This is a genomic window from uncultured Desulfovibrio sp. (genome assembly GCF_944324505.1).
GTDB lineage: Bacteria > Desulfobacterota > Desulfovibrionia > Desulfovibrionales > Desulfovibrionaceae > Desulfovibrio.
Genome location: NZ_CALUWO010000006.1, coordinates 73,322 through 88,948 on the forward strand (window position 1 = coordinate 73,322; position 15,627 = coordinate 88,948).

General features: G+C 64.2%; 10 protein-coding genes. All 10 read left to right on the plus strand.

The genetic code is table 11. The annotated features are described in order from the left end of the window. Positions 1 to 2 precede the first annotated feature (2 nt). The 10 genes from sctS to Q0J57_RS07720 all read left to right on the plus strand — a co-directional run bounded on the left by sctS (position 3) and on the right by Q0J57_RS07720 (position 15,615). Positions 3 to 260, plus strand: a complete 258-nt coding sequence (gene sctS / locus Q0J57_RS07675) for a type III secretion system export apparatus subunit SctS (protein ID WP_297218928.1) — start codon at positions 3 to 5, stop codon at positions 258 to 260. Between the two features lie 32 nt (positions 261 to 292). Beyond that, entirely contained in the window at positions 293 to 1,120 is an 828-nt protein-coding gene (gene sctT, locus Q0J57_RS07680; protein ID WP_297218931.1) for a type III secretion system export apparatus subunit SctT, read from the plus strand. Between the two features lie 45 nt (positions 1,121 to 1,165). Beyond that, complete coding sequence (sctU, locus tag Q0J57_RS07685) at positions 1,166 to 2,203, plus strand: type III secretion system export apparatus subunit SctU (RefSeq protein ID WP_297218933.1); 1,038 nt, start codon at positions 1,166 to 1,168, stop codon at positions 2,201 to 2,203. A gap of 12 nt (positions 2,204 to 2,215) precedes the next feature. After that, entirely contained in the window at positions 2,216 to 3,517 is a 1,302-nt protein-coding gene (locus Q0J57_RS07690; RefSeq protein WP_297218935.1) for a sigma-54 dependent transcriptional regulator, read from the plus strand. Then, positions 3,514 to 5,607, plus strand: coding sequence for a SpoIIE family protein phosphatase (locus tag Q0J57_RS07695; RefSeq protein ID WP_297218937.1), 2,094 nt, complete (start codon positions 3,514 to 3,516; stop codon positions 5,605 to 5,607). The genes Q0J57_RS07690 and Q0J57_RS07695 overlap by 4 nt, the downstream gene beginning before the upstream one ends. Beyond that, on the plus strand, positions 5,604 to 7,931 hold the full coding sequence (locus Q0J57_RS07700) for an MFS transporter (protein ID WP_297218939.1): 2,328 nt from the start codon (positions 5,604 to 5,606) through the stop codon (positions 7,929 to 7,931). Before Q0J57_RS07695 ends, Q0J57_RS07700 begins: the two co-directional genes overlap by 4 nt. Beyond that, positions 7,928 to 9,436 carry a hypothetical protein gene (locus Q0J57_RS07705; protein ID WP_297218941.1) on the plus strand — a complete coding sequence of 503 codons (1,509 nt, stop codon included), beginning with the start codon at positions 7,928 to 7,930 and terminating at the stop codon, positions 9,434 to 9,436. The genes Q0J57_RS07700 and Q0J57_RS07705 overlap by 4 nt, the downstream gene beginning before the upstream one ends. After that, entirely contained in the window at positions 9,429 to 10,595 is a 1,167-nt protein-coding gene (locus Q0J57_RS07710) for an alanine racemase (RefSeq protein WP_297218943.1), read from the plus strand. The genes Q0J57_RS07705 and Q0J57_RS07710 overlap by 8 nt, the downstream gene beginning before the upstream one ends. 30 nt (positions 10,596 to 10,625) lie before the next feature. Further along, positions 10,626 to 11,780: an ABC transporter substrate binding protein gene (locus tag Q0J57_RS07715; RefSeq protein ID WP_297218945.1), complete on the plus strand. Its 1,155-nt coding sequence runs from the start codon at positions 10,626 to 10,628 to the stop codon at positions 11,778 to 11,780. Positions 11,781 to 11,964: 184 nt separating this feature from the next. Beyond that, positions 11,965 to 15,615: a DUF3626 domain-containing protein gene (locus Q0J57_RS07720; RefSeq protein WP_297218947.1), complete on the plus strand. Its 3,651-nt coding sequence runs from the start codon at positions 11,965 to 11,967 to the stop codon at positions 15,613 to 15,615. Positions 15,616 to 15,627 lie beyond the last annotated feature (12 nt).

Genomic DNA, 15,627 nt, shown 5'->3' on the forward strand with positions numbered 1-15,627 from the left:
GCATGGAACTTGCCATCGACTACGCGGCCAAGGCCCTGTATCTGGTCATGATTCTTTCCCTGCCGCCCATTGTGGTGGCTTCGGCGGTGGGCATCGTGCTCAGCCTCATTCAGGCCATCACGCAGCTGCAGGAACAGACCCTGACCTTCGGCGTCAAGCTGCTGGCCGTCGGTCTGACGCTCTTCCTCATGGCCGGATGGCTCGGCGGAGAAATTCTGCGCTACAGCGAGGATATTTTCAGCCGCTTCTATCTGCTCTGAGCCTCCCCGCCGGGGGGTGACACGGAACCCACATGGATTTTTCGGGACTTCTCCAGGAACTGGGTGTCTATGCCCACATGACAGCCCTGCTGCTGGGCATGCCCAGGCTCTTTGCGCTGGTGATGGTGGCGCCCTTTTTCGGGGCATCGGTGGTGACAGGGCAGATACGGCTGCTGCTGGTCCTGGCCCTGTACATGCCCCTGCATCCGGTCATCGTAAACAGCCTCACCGACGACATCACCCTGTCTGCCGCCCTGAGTCTGGCCACGGGCGGACGCCTGGCCCTGCTGCTGCTCAAGGAGACCCTGCTGGGTCTCATGATCGGCTTTCTGGCGGGCATGGTCTTCTGGGCCGTGCAGAGCGCCGGTTTTTTCATGGACAATCAGCGCGGCGCCACCATGGCCGAAGGGGCCGACATCCTGTCCGGCGATCAGAGCAGCCCCCTGGGGCAGCTGCTGTTCCAGAGCCTGGTCTATCTTTTCTATACATCCGGGGCCTTTCTTGCCTTTGTGGGCCTGATCTATGCCAGCTATGACATCTGGCCGGTTACCCGGGGATTTCCGGGGGACTTCAGCCCGGACGCGCCCCTGTACTTTGCCAGACAGGTGGGCTGGCTCATGGGGCATATGCTGCTGCTGGCCGGTCCCATTGCCGTGGCCTGCCTGCTGACGGATATTTCCCTTGGTCTGGTCAACCGCTTTGCCTCGCAGCTCAACGTCTACGTGCTGGCCATGCCCATCAAGTGCGGCATCGCGGCCTTTCTGCTCTGTTTCTACTTTGGTCTGCTGCTGTCGCACGCGCCGGACCTGTTCCAGCACACGCGCGAATCCATCCTCAAACTTTCCAACCTCCTGCCCTGACCGGCCGCCAGGTTCACAGGACGCAGCCACACGCAGTTTTGCCCCATGAGCAGTGAAAAGACAGAACAACCAACGCCAAAACGCCTGCGCGACATTCGTGAGCGCGGCCAGGTGGCCAAGAGTCAGGATGTGCCCTCCGCCCTGACGGTCATGGCTGTGGCGGTCTATCTGCTGGCCATGTCCGGCGAAATGCTCAAGGGCATCCTGAGCATGGGTGAAGTACCCATGCTGCTCATGAACCGCCCCTTTGACGAGGCCCTGGAACTGGCCGTCACCAGCACCATTGTTTCCTCGCTGCGGGTGGCCGGCCCGCTCATCGGCATGGTCCTGGGCGTGGCGCTGTGCGCCAATCTCATGCAGGTTGGGGTGCTCTTTTCCGTGCAGGCCGCGCTGCCCAAGATGGAAAACCTGAACATGAGTAAATGGTTCAAGCAGGTTTTTTCGCTGAAGAACCTTGTGGAATTTCTGAAAAATATCCTCAAGGTCACGGTGCTTGGCCTGAGCGTCTATCTTATTTTCAAGAGTTACCTGCCGCGCCTCTTCCGCATTCCCCAGGGCAACATCGGCGACATGTGGCTTCTGCTGGGGGCGGCAGGCTGGGACCTGGTCTTTACGGCGGCGGGCATTTTCTGCGTCATTGCCGCGGCGGACTGGTTTTTCCAGCGCTGGCAGTTCAACAAGCAGAACATGATGAGCAAGGAAGAAGTCAAGCGGGAATACAAGGAAAGCGAAGGCGACCCGCTGATCAAGGGCAAGCGCCGGCAGCTGCATCAGGAAATGATTGCCCAGAACCAGATTGCCAATGTTCGCAAAGCGAAGGTACTCGTGACCAATCCCACCCATTTTGCCGTGGCCCTGGACTACGAAAAGGAACGAACCCCCCTGCCCGTCATTCTGGCCAAGGGGCAGGGTGTGCTGGCCCAGCGGATGATAGAAGTGGCCCGGGAAGAGGGCATCCCCGTCATGCGCAATGTGCCGCTGGCACGCAGCCTCTACGAGCAGGGAACGGAAAATGCCTACATTCCCAAGGACCTCATCGGTCCTGTGGCCGAAGTGCTGCGCTGGGTGCAGTCCCTGCGCTGACAAGGACAGAGCATGAACGAAAACGCCTCCCGCATCTTTGCCACGCTCATACGCCTGTGCGATGACCTGGCCTGGGGCCGTCCGGCCGATGAGGACGCGCTCTTTTCCCTGACCCGCAACGGCAGCTCCACGCCGGAGCTGGAGCGGCTGGCCGAAGCCTTCGGCATGATGCTTGTCAAGGTGGAGGCCAGGGAGCTTCACCGGGCGGAACTGCTGGAAAAGGTGGATCAGCTCACCCAGGAGCTGGAGCATCAGCGCCTCCGCCAGCATGAGGAAAACCAGCGCCTGGTGGAACACCTGCAACGGGAATACAATGTGCGCCGCATCATCGGGCGCTGCCCTGCCATGCGCGAGGTGGTAACCCAGGCCCTGGCCATTGCCCGGCGCCCCATCAATACCCTGATTCTCGGCCCGTCCGGCACAGGCAAGGAAATCTTTGCCAAGACCATTCACTATCATTCTCCCCGGCGCAATGCCCGCTTTGTGGCCGTCAACTGCACGGCCATTCCCGATTCCCTCTTTGAAAGCGAGATGTTCGGCATCGAAAAGGGCGTGGCCACGGGGGTAAGCGCACGGCGCGGCCTGGTGGAGGAAGCCTCCGGCGGTACCCTCTTTCTTGACGAACTGGCGGACATGTCCCTGCCCAATCAGGCCAAGCTGCTGCGCGTGCTGGAAGAACGGGAGGTGCTGCGCGTGGGCAGTACCCGGCCTGTGCCCGTGGACATCAAGATCATTGCCGCCACCAATGTAAATCTGAAGCAGGCCGTGGACGAGGGGCGCTTTCGCCAGGACCTGTACTACCGCCTCAACGTGGCCGAACTGACCCTGCCCCCCCTGCGCGAACGGGGGGACGACATCCTTCTGCTGGCCCGGCATCTGCTGGCGCAGCATGCCCGCAGCATGGAACGGGAAGCCCTCACCCTGGCGCCGGCCACGCAGCAGTGCCTGCTGGCCTATGACTGGCCCGGCAACGTGCGGGAACTGGGCAACGAAATGGAACGGGCCGCCGCGCTGACGGTGGACTCGGTCATCCGCCCTTCCGACCTTTCGCCCAAGCTCCTCGCGGCCCTGGCCGGCGGGGGCAGCATCAGCGTGGCCGCTCCGTCTCCGGCGGTGGCCGCCGCGCCGGAGGCGTCGCCCCCGTCCTTCAATCTGGAGCAGGCCGAATACCGCCTCATCGGGCAGGCGCTGGAAGCCTGCCGCGGCAACAAGAGCCGGGCGGCCGAACTGCTGGGCATCACCCGCGAGGGCCTGCGCAAGAAATTGCAGCGCCGCGAACGCACCCCCATTCATGAAGGCAGGAACAACGCATGAACGCAAGTCTTCGTCTGCGCCTGGCGCTGCTGGTCCTGGCTTCCATAGCCCTGTCCGTGGCTCTGGTGCTCTATCTCACCTGGCAGCGGGTGGGCGATGCCATGGTGGCCATGGAAGAAAAGAATTTTGCCACCCTGCTGCTGGTGGAAGAGGAGCGCCTCAATACCGCCTCGCTCACCTACCTTGCCAGCAAGGTACGCAACGTCCTCTTGCGCAAGGGGCAGCTGCGTGACGCCTCGGCGCGTGTGCAGGCTCTGGTGCAGGCCCTGCACACGCCGGCCGCAGGCAAAAACGCCTCACGGCAGCCGCAGGAGCTGCTGGACCGCATGGATGCCGCCAGTCTGGAACTGGCGGACAGCATCGACAGCATCCGCATGGAAATTCTGCCCACACGCCGCCTGCTGGCCGGGGAAACGAGCCGCCTGGGCCTGACCGCCGAGCTGCGGGATGCCAAGCAGCGCCCCATGCGTCAGATATTCGGCCGTCTGCCTGCCTACGGGGACTTTGCGGTGCTGGACCTGCCCCGCCTTGTGGCCACCGCCGGCAAGACAGAACCTGCCCGGACGGCACCCTACCGGCCTGTTCTGGCCTATTTCCTGCCGTTGGACGACGGCCCCCGGCCGGCCGGCCAGCTGCCGCAGAGCGTGCTGGTCAGCATGATTCCCCTGGATGATCTGGAAAAGATGGATGCCCAGGCCAGGGAAGCCCTGTTGCAACGCACCCGGGAAAAATTCCGGGACATGCAGCTCTATGACGGGGGCGCCATTGCCCTGCTGGATGCCGACGGTACCCTGCTGGCCTCCGGCGGCACAGGCACCCTGCCGCCGGGACTGGCCGCGGCCCGCGCCGAAGCCGGCCGCACCGGCATGAGCAGGGTCATTCTGCCTTCGGCACAGGGCGAGATGCTCTGCCTGCTGGGCAGTATCCGGACCTTTGACTGGCAGCTGGTCATGGTGGCGCCTCTTTCGGAAATCACACGGCCTTCCGATACCCTGCTGATGCTGCTGCTCGGCATCTGCCTGCCCATTGTGCTGCTGGCCGCGCTGCTGGCCCTGTACATGCTGATCCGCACGCTGCGCCCCCTGCAACTGCTGACCCGCAAGACCAGGGAGCTGGCGGAAGTGGACTTTTCCGCCCCGGATGCGCTGGACCGTCTTGAACCCCTGGTCAGCGAGGGCCTGCCCCTGGACCGCCGCGACGAGCTTGGCCAGCTGGCCCGTGCCTATGCCCGCATGGGCGGCGCCCTGGCCGTCAATATCCGCCGCCTCATGGAGACCACAGCCACCAAGGAACGCATGGAAGGGGAACTGTCCGCCGCCCGCGAAATCCAGATGGGCATTCTGCCCCCGCCTGACGGCGCGCCGGAAGTCTGCGGTTTCCGGGCATCGGCCTTTCTGGACCCGGCCAAGGAAGTGGGGGGAGACCTGTATGACTTCTTTACCACCCGTGACGGCCGCCGCGCCCTGGTGCTGGGCGATGTGTCCGGCAAGGGGGTGCCCGCGGCCCTGTTCATGTCCATGACCGTCACCCTGGTCCGCTACGCGCTGGATTCGGGGCTGGACCCGGCGGCGGCCCTGAGCCGGGTTAATGCCATGCTGGAAGCCCACAATCCCGGCAATATGTTTGTTACCCTCTTTCTGGCCCTGTACACGCCGGAAACCGGCGAACTGTGCTATGCCAACGGCGGGCACTGCCCGCCCTGCATTGTGGACGGGGCATCCGGCAAGCCGCCGCGTGTGCTGGACAAGCTGAGCGGTCCGCTGGTGGGCGTCATGCCCGACATGACATACACCCTGTTTACGGACAGGCTCGACGAGCACGAAACCTGCCTCATCTTTACCGATGGCGTGACAGAGGCCATGAACAGCCAGAAGGAACTGTTCGGCGAAGCCCGCCTCATGGACGTGCTGGCCCGGCATCGCAACGCCTCGCCGCGGGAGCTGCTGGCCTGCGTCTTTGCCGAGATTGTCCGCTTCCGTGGCAGCGAACCCCAGTCCGATGACATTACCATGCTGGCCTTCTGCCGCTCGGGACAGGAGGCGGCCCGTCCTGGCGCCTGCCCGCCTTCCCAGGAGATTGCCGTATCATGAACCATTCGTCCCTGCCCCTGGGCCGCATTGTGGCCGGCTGGCTGGCCATTCTGCTTGCCAGCCTGCTGCTCTATGACGCCCTGCTCTATTCCTCCCTGCGCAGCGAAACCCGGCACAATGCCGTGGCATCGGCTTCCGTGGCCGCGGCCAGTCTCAAAAGCAGAATGACCATGGGCGTCCGCTTCGGGAAAAAGCTGGAAACCTACCGCGGCGTGGACCGCCTGCTGGCCAGTGTGGGACGGGCAGCCGACATGCCCCTGGCCGTGCTGGACACAGAGGGGCGGGTACTGCATCGCTGGGGGGACTTTCCCGCACAGCTGCCCCCGGATGCCCGCTTCCGGCAGCCTGCCGACATGCAGAGCCTGCGGCAGGACCAGGGCGAACTGCTGCTCACCACGGTTTTTGACCGCAGCGGCAACGCGGCCGGCCATATCGGCGTCTGGATTGCCGAGGAACGGCTGGACAGGGCACTGCACGACATCTTCTTCCGGCAGCTGCTGGTCCAGGGCGTGCTGCTCCTTGCCGGCACGCTGCTGCTGTGGCTCTGTCTGCGGGGGCAGCATGCCGGAAGCACCCGGCTGCGCAATCTCTGCCTTGGCATTTTTCTGCTGCTCATGCTGGGCAACGGCGCTCTGGCCCTGTACACCACCAGCAGCCAGTATACCCGGGGGCTGCGGCAGGATGCCGCCCATACGGGCAGCATCCTGACCGAAGACCTCAACCGTCTGCTGCTGGTGGGGGTATCTCTGGACAGCACCTCCCGGCTCAATGCCTATCTTGCCCGCGTGGCCGGCGCCCATGCCGACAGCATGGTGCTGGAAATTCTCGATCCGCAGGGGACGGTCTATGCCTCAAGCCATGGCGCCCCGCGCCGCATGCCGGCGGTACTGTCCGACGGCCAGGAATTTTCCCTGCTGGGGCTGACGTCGGGCCTGTCCCTGTCCGGCGAGGCTCCCGTGCAGGGCTGGAAGCTGCGCGTGTCCCTGGTACGCGAACCCTGGCTGGAACGCCTGGTGAGCACCGGTCTGGACATTCTTACCCTGGTGGTCATTGCCCTTATCTTCATGGTGGAAATGTTCCTGCTGCTCTCCCGCAGTCTGGAGGCCCGCCTGCACGGCACGCTGCACAGCCATGCCCATCGCAGCGCCCTGTTCCGTCCGCTCATGTTCGTCTTTGTGCTGGCCATGGACATGACCATTTCCTTCATCCCCCTGCGCATGGCGGAACTCACGCCTGACGGCGCGCTCTCACGGGATGTGCTGCTGGGGCTGCCCATCTCAGCCGAAATGGGCATGACGGGCCTCAGCGTCCTCATTGCCGGCACCTGGATGAAACGCCGGGGCGCGCGCCCGCCGCTTGTAGCCGGCATCCTGTGCATGGCGCTGGGCTATCTGGCCTCCATGCTGGCGTGGAATCCCTGGCTGTTCGTCGGTGCCCGCGCCCTGGTGGGCCTGGGCTACGGTCTTTCCCTGCTCACGGCCCAGGCCTATACGGTACGGGATGGCAGACTGGCGGACATGTTTGCCGGGGTCTATGCCGGTTCCCTGTGCGGCAGCGCACTGGGCGCCATGCTGGCGGAGCGCCTGGGCTACGGCCCGGTTTTTGCCCTGTCCGCCCTCATTCTGGCCTGTCTGATCGTGGTGCCCTTCCGTCTGCTGCGTCCCTCTGGCGAACAGGAACAGACCGCTCCTGATCCCGAACCGTCCCGGCTCTCGCTGGCGCAGCTCCGCCGCCTGCTGTCCGACCGCCGTCTGCTGGCCTTCATCCTGCTGGCGCTGCTGCCGTCCGCGCTGCTGTGCGTGGGCTTTCTCAACTACTTCCTGCCGGTCTTTCTCAAGCAGGCGCAGGTTTCCCAGTCCAATATCGGGCGCGTCTACATGCTCAACTGTCTTGTTGTCATCTACAGCGGCCCGCTGTTTGCCGGTCTGGTGTCCCGAAGCCGGCACAAGGACAGGCTGCTGTTCTGGGCCGGCGCCCTTTCCGCCCTGTCCGTGGCCTGCTTCACGCTGCTGCCGCCGCTGCCGGCCTCTGTCTGCGGGTCCGTCCTGCTGGGACTGGCCACCGGGCTGAATATTCCTGCCCAGAGCGAATTTCTGCTGGAGCTGGAAATCGCCCGGGCCATCGGCGTGGATCAGACCATGAGCCTGCTGGATGCCCTGCAACGGGTGGGGCAGGTCATCGGCCCGGTCTGTGTGGGCGGCGTGCTCACTGTCATGAGCGTGGACAGTGCCGCCCGCTGGGCCGGCCTGAGCCTGCTGGGCATTTCGCTGCTCTTTCTGCTGCTGGCCCGCCCGTCCGTGCGGCATGACGCGGGGCAGGCATGAGTACGGCCCGTCAATGGCTGCGCAGCCTGCTGCCGGATGCCCTGCGGCATTTCGAGCAGGCGGCTTCCCTTTCCCTGGCCGACTACGCAGCGGGATTGACCGCGCCTGCGGGTCTGCCCCGCCCGCCCCAGGACGGCAATGATCTGCTGGACCTGGCCGTGGACGCCTGCCGGCAGCTGTATGCGCCCTCCGTGGCTCTGGCGCTGCGCAGGGAGCTGGAGGAAAATTTTCATGCCCTGACGGCCAATCACCACGGCGTGGACTTTCACCCGGAATTCTTTCAGGGCAATCTGCTCTTTGCCATGAGCTGCCGCCATGCCGTGCCCCTGTTCAGCTGTGGCGTGGTACCCGGCAATAATGTGGCCTATCCGCGCGGCATGCTGCTGGGCAAAGGCAGCTGCCGGCAGTCCGCGGCCCAGTTTGTGCGCCTGCCCCTGCTGCCGGGACGCTACCGGCATACCCTGGTGAGCGTCCAGCCGCCCTTTACGGCAGACACGGTGCGCGCGGCCCTTGCCGCCCTGTCCCGCCAGCTGGACCCGGCGACCCATGCTGCCCTGTCCCGCCTGGTACAGCGCACCTATCTTCAGCCTGCGGTACTGCACCAGCGCAGCTTCCGCCAGCAGGCCAGCGTGGCAAACAGCCTGCTCTGGCAGGAGGTGCTGCACAGGGACTGCCACATTCCTCCGCTGGTGGCACTGGACATGCAGTACCTCTGCGGACGCCTGATCATGGCCGATCTGCGTCAGCCGCACACGCTGGTAAGCCGTCTTCTTCTCCAGCCGGAACTGGCGGCCGCCGTCTGGCAGGAACTGAACGGGCAGCGGGCCTGCTGGTCCGCCGAGGCACAACAGCTGCGCCGGGGCACCTTTCTTTTCTGGGGTGTGGATGCCGGGGGGCGGGCGCTGGCGCTTGCCCCTGCCGAAGATTTCCGGGAACTGGTCGCCACGGGCAATCCCGCCTGGCGTCTGGCCCTTGCGCCTGAGGCCATTGCCGCGGCGTTGCAGGAGCAACGTCTGCTGCCGTCTCTTTTTCTCTATTTTGTGACAGTGGCGGCGGCCCGTGGCCTGCGCTGCGCGGGAGGGATTTTTCAGACCTCCTACCTGCCCCGCATGCTGGGGGGACTTGTCACTTCCCTGCGCCGCTGCGGCGAAACGAGCCTGGCCCACCGCCTTGCCGCCGCTTTTGCTCCCTGCCCGGCCTGCACGGGACTGCTCCCCCTGCGCCTGCCCTGCCCGGATGCGCCTGAGGAACCGGACGACACCATGGGCCGGGGAGCCGGCGCGGCCGATGTCTGGCTGGCCGGCGGCCTGTCTGCCCGGCTGTGGGAGACCATGCGCCGGACGCGAGTGGAACAGGCCCTGGCCGTTTCCCTGCCCTATCACTATGCCGATCTGGCCGGCAGCGAGGCACGGCCGGAACTGTATGCGGAACTGCGGCAAGCAGCCCGGTCCGCCGGTCCGCTGCCTGTTCTTGCTGCCACCGAAACGGAGACTGCCCATGCCTGAGCTGCTCATGAACATGGATGCCCTGGTGCATAACCTGCACTGTATCAACCAGCTGGAACAGACCTGGGGATTTTCCTTTCTGCCGGTGCTGAAAATGGTGGCCTCACATCCGGCTGTGGTTTCCTGCCTGCGGCAGCACGGCTATACCCGCTACGGGGTTGCTGACCTGACGGAGCAATGCTGCCTTGGCGAAAAAAAGCCGGCACGGGACGAGCGGGTGCTCATCAACCTGCCTGCGCCCGGCAAGGCCGACGAGGTGGTACGCCATTTTGCCCGCAGTCCCTTTTCCTGCGAGGAAACCTTCCGTGCGCTGGATGTTGCCGCCCGTCAGGCCGGCCTGTGCCATGAGGCGCTGCTCATGGTGGACCTGGGCGACATGCGCGAGGGCGTTCCCCTGTCCGCAGCGCCGGCCCTGCTGCGCCGGGTGGCCGCGGCATCACGCCGGGCAGGCAGTGCTCCCGGCGCCCACGTGGCAGGGCTGGGGGTCAATATGGGCTGTCTCTACGGCGCCTGCCCGGATGCCCTGAACATGCGCCAGCTGGAAGAGCTGGCAGCCCAAGCCGAAAGTCTGCTGGGGCATGCCCTGCACCGGGTCAGCCTGGGCGGCAGCATCTTCTGGAACTGGTTTGCCCGGCAGGAGACGTACAGACCCACCCTGCCGCCGGGCTGTGTGCTGGAATTCCGCATGGGCGATCCCCTGCTTCTCGGCCACGACATCTACCGGGAATGTCCCCTGCTGGGAGCAGACTTCCGGCAGGATATCTTCAGCCTGAGCGCCACGGTGCTTGAAGTGATAGAGCGGGATATCCGCCCGCCGCGCCTCTGCGTGCGCAACGGACGCGGCCTTGTGGTCTCCTGCCATCATCGCGGCAGGCGCCTGCGTGCCCTGGTGGACTGCGGCAGCCTGCATACCGACGTTTCCGGCCTGTCCCTGGACCTGCCCGGCGGCAGCGTAGTGGACTACAGCGGCAATTATACCATTCTTGACCTGACCGACTGCCCGCACATTCCGGCGGTGGGACAGGCGCTGCACTTCACCCCCTCCTACTGGGCCGTTGCGCGCGCCTGCCGCACGCCGCAGGTCCCCATCCGCCTCATCAGCGACCGGCACGAACCAGTTCCCCTTTCCCGCTTCCAGCCGGATGCCGGGCACGCCTAACCGGCATCCGTTTTTTCAGGAGATTCTCTCATGACGAGCCTTTTTCCCGTTCTGCGAATCCTGGCCCTGGCCCTGCCGCTCTGTCTCTACGCCCTTTGCGCCGCTGCCCGCCCGGCTGCCACACCGGCAGCGACGGATAACGAACGGGTCTGGCGGGTCATTTATGTGGAAGGCGGCCCCTTTTCCGATTATCAGCGCATCTTTCACGGTCTGGCCCTGGGTCTGCAACAGCGCGGCCTCATCGAAAACGGGCACGTGCCCATTCCGTCCGACAGCGAAGACGCCCAGAGCATGTGGAACTGGATGGCTGCCCACGCCGGGGGCAAACGTCTGGTCTTTCTGCCAGACGGCTTCTATTCCGCCGGCTGGGATGCCGGCCGCCGCAAGACCATACAGCGGGAAATCCTGCAACGCATCACGACCCGGGGGGATGTGGACCTGATTCTGGCCTTCGGTACCTGGGCCGGGCAGGACTGTGCCGCCCTGGACATTCAGGTGCCGGTGGTGGTGTCGTCCGTAACCAATGCCGTGGCGGCCGGCATCATTCCCTCCATCAGCGATTCCGGACGAGACAATCTGGTTGCGCCCATTGAACCGGACCGTTTCAAGCGGCAGGTGCTGCTGTTCCATGACATCTTCGGCTTCAAAAAACTGGGCATCGCCTATGAGGACACCCCGTCGGGGCGCAGCAGCATTGCGCTCAACGAAATCGAGGACGCGGCACAGGAACTGGGCATTACCCTGCTGCGCTGCACGGATACCTTTGACGTACAGGAGGCGTCCCTGGCCTCGGACCGGCTGGAAGCCTGCCACAGGAATCTGGTGGAACAGGGGGCCGACGCCGTCTACCTGACCTATAATGTGGGCCTCCAGGCCAGTGCCATGCGCCGTGTGCTGCAACCTCTGGCCGATGCCCACATTCCCACCTTCTCCCAGCTCGGCGTGCCGGATGTGATACACGGGGCCCTGCTCAGCGTGGCCCAGTCCAACGCCGATGAAGAAGGCAAGTTCAGCGCCGAACTGGTGGATGCCATCATCCATGGCGCCCTGCCGCGGGACCTTTCGCCCATTTTCGAAAGCCCCGTGAGCATGGCCCTCAATCTGTTCATGGCGACGCTCATCGGCTGGAACCCGCCCCTGGAAGTGCTGGCCGCCGTGGATGAATTCTATCAGGACATGAAGTAGGCCTGCCCTCCCGGCAGGGACGGGAACCGCTCCGGCAGCGCAGGCCGCCTGTGCCATGCGCAGCCGGGAAGCGCCCTGCGTGGCTCCCCCTGCCGCACGGGCTGGCATACCGTATGCAAACGATGTAGCATACGTCTGTCAGACGGCAGACGCTTTCCCCGTTATTCAACGCAAGGAGTCATCCATGTCTTCCCGCATTCATGCCGATCCTGTGCTGCAACAGCAGCTGGCACAGCGCGGCATTACGGAAAAAACCGGTATATTTGGCCAACACAAGGTTCAGCTGGGCACAGCCTCACCCATCAGACTGGATTCCATCAAGGGCAACTCCGTTCCCTTTCAGGGCTTTCGCACTGCCACAAAAGTTGCCAGAGGGCATGACGGGCTGATGGCGTCTTCCCGCGATGTTTTGCAGGCGCTGACGGCCCCGGGAGACCTGCGGGCAGACAAGCTGCTTGCGGCCCTCAAGACCACCGCAGAATACCGGACCCTCCTGGACCGGCTGGGCCAGCTTTCCGATGCCCAGAAGGAGAACAGCCTCTGGCATTTCGCGCCTGCCGTGGAAGCGCTGAGCAATACCGAGCTTGCCACCGTGTATCAGCTCTTCACCTCGGCGGAAATGGACCTTCTGCAGGCCGCGCTCCGTCGCGAGGGCAGCATCAATGCCCGCGCCAAGGATGCGCGCGCGGCAGCAGCCCAGCTGTTTGACCTGGAAGCGCTGGTGCTCAAGGAAATGAGCAACCGCGTTTCCAACGGGCGCCTGGACGATCTCATTGCCACGGCGGAAGATGCCGACACGCGTGCCGGCTACGAGGCCATGCGTCCTCTTCCGCTGAGCCGGCAGTATGCGGGGCTTCCCCCGCAGGCGGCGCCCGTGCATGAGCATGACATCACGGCAGCCAATCTGCATACCCTGGCCAATGTGGCCGCCCAGAGTGCCACCCGGCGCGAACGGGAAAGCGCGGCAAGCCTGCAAAAAATGGCCGGCCGCGGCATGTCCGCCACGCCCCGCGAAATCGGCGACCTGCTGCGGCAAAGCCCGCTCACCATCAATCTGCCTGCCCATCGTCTGCTGCGCGATACGTCCTTTATTCTCACGCCGGACCAGCCCATGCCCAACCTGTTCCATATTCAACAGCAGCAGGGTGTGCACAGCAAGGGGGAATCTTACCTGCGCCAGCGCCTGGAAACTGAAAGCCTGGTCTTTCCCGAGCTGGACGGCCACGAGGCCATTGCCGATGAACGGCCGACCTACGGCGCGCTCAATACCACCAACAGCTACAACGGCGCTGCTGCCACGGGCTATGGTTCCTGCAGCATTGTGCTCAAGCCCGAGGTGGCCCGGCGCGCCACCTTCATTGCGGAGGATACCTTTTTCTCCCCTGCCCTGCGCATCACCCCGGAACGCCGGACCCAGTTCTATGATCTGCTCGGCACGTCCGGCCTCCCTGCGGAAGCCGTGGTGGCCATGCGCGATCCCCAGTCCGCAGCTCATGCCGCGCTGGAAAAATGGCTGGATCAGGGCGCTGAACTGCCCAACCTCACGGCCCTTTTCCTGAAAAATCCTCCTGCCGAAATCAATATGGATACAGAGGAAGAGCGGGAACTCTTTGCGGCGCTGGCCCTCAGAACCTTCGGCGATCCGGAAGGTACCCGCGCCAAGATGGCCTCCTACGACAATCTGGAAAGTCTGCTCTTCGGCCTTGATGACATCAATGGCGCCCTGCTGGCCGACGCTGCCGAGCGCCGCGCCAGAGGCGAGGATGCCTCCGTGCGGCTGGCCATGAACTATATCGAGGCCCAGATTCAGGGACCCATCATCCCCAGCCGCGACTTTCAGGAAATCCGCGTGCGCCTGGATGAGGCGTCCCCCGCCCAGCGGGACAGGCTCATTGCCCGCATGGAAGCCTTCAGCAAGGCCACCGGCGTCAAGGTGGTCTATCTTGTGGAACGCAACAACGAGATTGACCCTGCACAGGTGCAGAACCCCGTGACCAAGGTCAATGACATGCGCGAAACCGATCGCATCGGCCGTCTCCATACGGCCGGCATTGCCTATTACACCCAGCATATCCGTACAGAAGCGGAAACCCTGTTCGGCAACGCGCTTGAGCACATCCAGGAGCACCTGCATGCGCTGGTGAAGCAGCGCAACCTTGACGACGTGTTTCCCGCTGACGGCGAGGTGCTGCGCGGCACTATTCTCGAACAGCTGGCCGACAATGCCCGCAGGCATCTTCATCAGGCACTGGATAAGGGCATCGGTCTGGAACCCACCACGGAAGCCCTTGTCATGCAGGCCATCACCACGACGGCGCTGCCCATTCTCGAGCGCAAGGCGCCCCTGCTGCGCGAACTGCAAAACATGACCCTGCCGCCCAATGCCACCCCGCTGACGCCGGGGCAGCAGGCCGGCATTTCCCGCTGGATACGCAGTTCCAAGGTCCGCACCATAGACGAACTGCACATGGTCATCCAGAATGCCGCGGAACAGGCCTCGGCCCTGCGCACCATTGCCCGGGCGCAGCCGGCCATGTCCACGGCCGCAGTCTTCCAGACCCTGGCCCAATCCATCGGCAGAACCGATCAGTCCATGGCCGCCTATATGGCCGGCCTGCCGACCGACCAGGAATACGGCGCCGAAAACAAGCTGGCGGATATGGGCCGCTCCATATCCCTGGCCTATACTCTGCTGCATAATGAGGTGCCGCCCATGACGGATGCGGAGGAAGGCCGTCTCCAGCAGCAGCTCTCGGCGCCGGCCATGCAACATCTGCTGGCACAGCTGGAGCAGGTCTGCCGGCAGGGGATTCTGCACCAGTCGCCTGATTTCGGCCGCCTGAATGTTACCCGCTCCATGACCATGCTCCACGTTGAGCATGTGCTCCGGGCAATGCGGCAGAATACGGCCCTGCCGGAATTCACGGCAGAGCTTTCGCTGCTGCCGGAGAGCACGCGCGCCCTGTTCCGGGCCGTGGCGCCGCAGTCCATGGAACGTCTTGACGCCGCGCATCCGGCCTATACCCCCTTCCCGGCAGCGGCCAATCCGGCAGCGCTGCCGACCACCCATGGAGAACGGCGCGATTTTCTTGTCCGGCATCTGGATGCCTACAAGCATCACGAGGAAACCTTTGACAGGGGAACCTTCTATCATGGGCGCGGGCACGTGGCGCGGGCATACATCTTTGCCTCGGCCATGTGCAGCATTCTGGAAGAACAGGGGATTCCCGTGGACCGCAATGCCGTGCTCTGCGGCATCACCGGGCACGACATGGGCCGGCAGAACAACGGTACGGACTACTGGGAAGCAGACAGCGCCGCCCAGACCGTTGACGCCATGCGCACGGACTTTGGCAACGGCAGCCTGGGGGACGAGTATGCAACAGCCCTGCAACAGTGCCTCACCAAGCAGAGCGGTTCGCTGGAAGGCATGATCATCAAGGCGGCTGATTCCCTGGACTACGGCCGTGTGGCTCCCCTTGATCTCAGCCACATGCCCTTTTTGCGCGGCAAGAATGGCGAGAGCATTTCAGAGGCAGCCCAAAAAATACGCAAGGAACTGGGCAAGGAGGCCGACCGGCTGCAAAGCCTGAGCAATCCGCTGTGCCGCATCCGCCCGGAACTGGAACAGCTTGATGAACAGCTTTGGCGGCATCATGACAATCCCGACATGCGGGAACAGATACGGCAGCGGAAGGCGGAACTCATTGCCAAAGCCGGCCGCACCTTTGAAAGCGAATGGGCTATGAACGGGGCACAGTTCATGGCCGATATGGAAAACAAGATACGGGAGAGTGCCAAACAATTCCCCCTGCTGTCCCAATACTACCGCTAATGCAGCGCAACC

Excerpts from the sequence above, each read along its gene's own strand:
- Q0J57_RS07700 (WP_297218939.1), top strand. The coding sequence starts at position 5,604 with ATGAACCATTCGTCCCTGCCCCTGGGCCGCATTGTGGCCGGCTGGCTG.
- Q0J57_RS07690 (WP_297218935.1), top strand. The coding sequence starts at position 2,216 with ATGAACGAAAACGCCTCCCGCATCTTTGCCACGCTCATACGCCTGTGC.
- Q0J57_RS07720 (WP_297218947.1), top strand. The coding sequence starts at position 11,965 with ATGTCTTCCCGCATTCATGCCGATCCTGTGCTGCAACAGCAGCTGGCA.
- sctS (WP_297218928.1), top strand. The coding sequence starts at position 3 with ATGGAACTTGCCATCGACTACGCGGCCAAGGCCCTGTATCTGGTCATG.
- sctU (WP_297218933.1), top strand. The coding sequence starts at position 1,166 with ATGAGCAGTGAAAAGACAGAACAACCAACGCCAAAACGCCTGCGCGAC.
- Q0J57_RS07705 (WP_297218941.1), top strand. The coding sequence starts at position 7,928 with ATGAGTACGGCCCGTCAATGGCTGCGCAGCCTGCTGCCGGATGCCCTG.
- Q0J57_RS07710 (WP_297218943.1), top strand. The coding sequence starts at position 9,429 with ATGCCTGAGCTGCTCATGAACATGGATGCCCTGGTGCATAACCTGCAC.
- Q0J57_RS07715 (WP_297218945.1), top strand. The coding sequence starts at position 10,626 with ATGACGAGCCTTTTTCCCGTTCTGCGAATCCTGGCCCTGGCCCTGCCG.
- sctT (WP_297218931.1), top strand. The coding sequence starts at position 293 with ATGGATTTTTCGGGACTTCTCCAGGAACTGGGTGTCTATGCCCACATG.
- Q0J57_RS07695 (WP_297218937.1), top strand. The coding sequence starts at position 3,514 with ATGAACGCAAGTCTTCGTCTGCGCCTGGCGCTGCTGGTCCTGGCTTCC.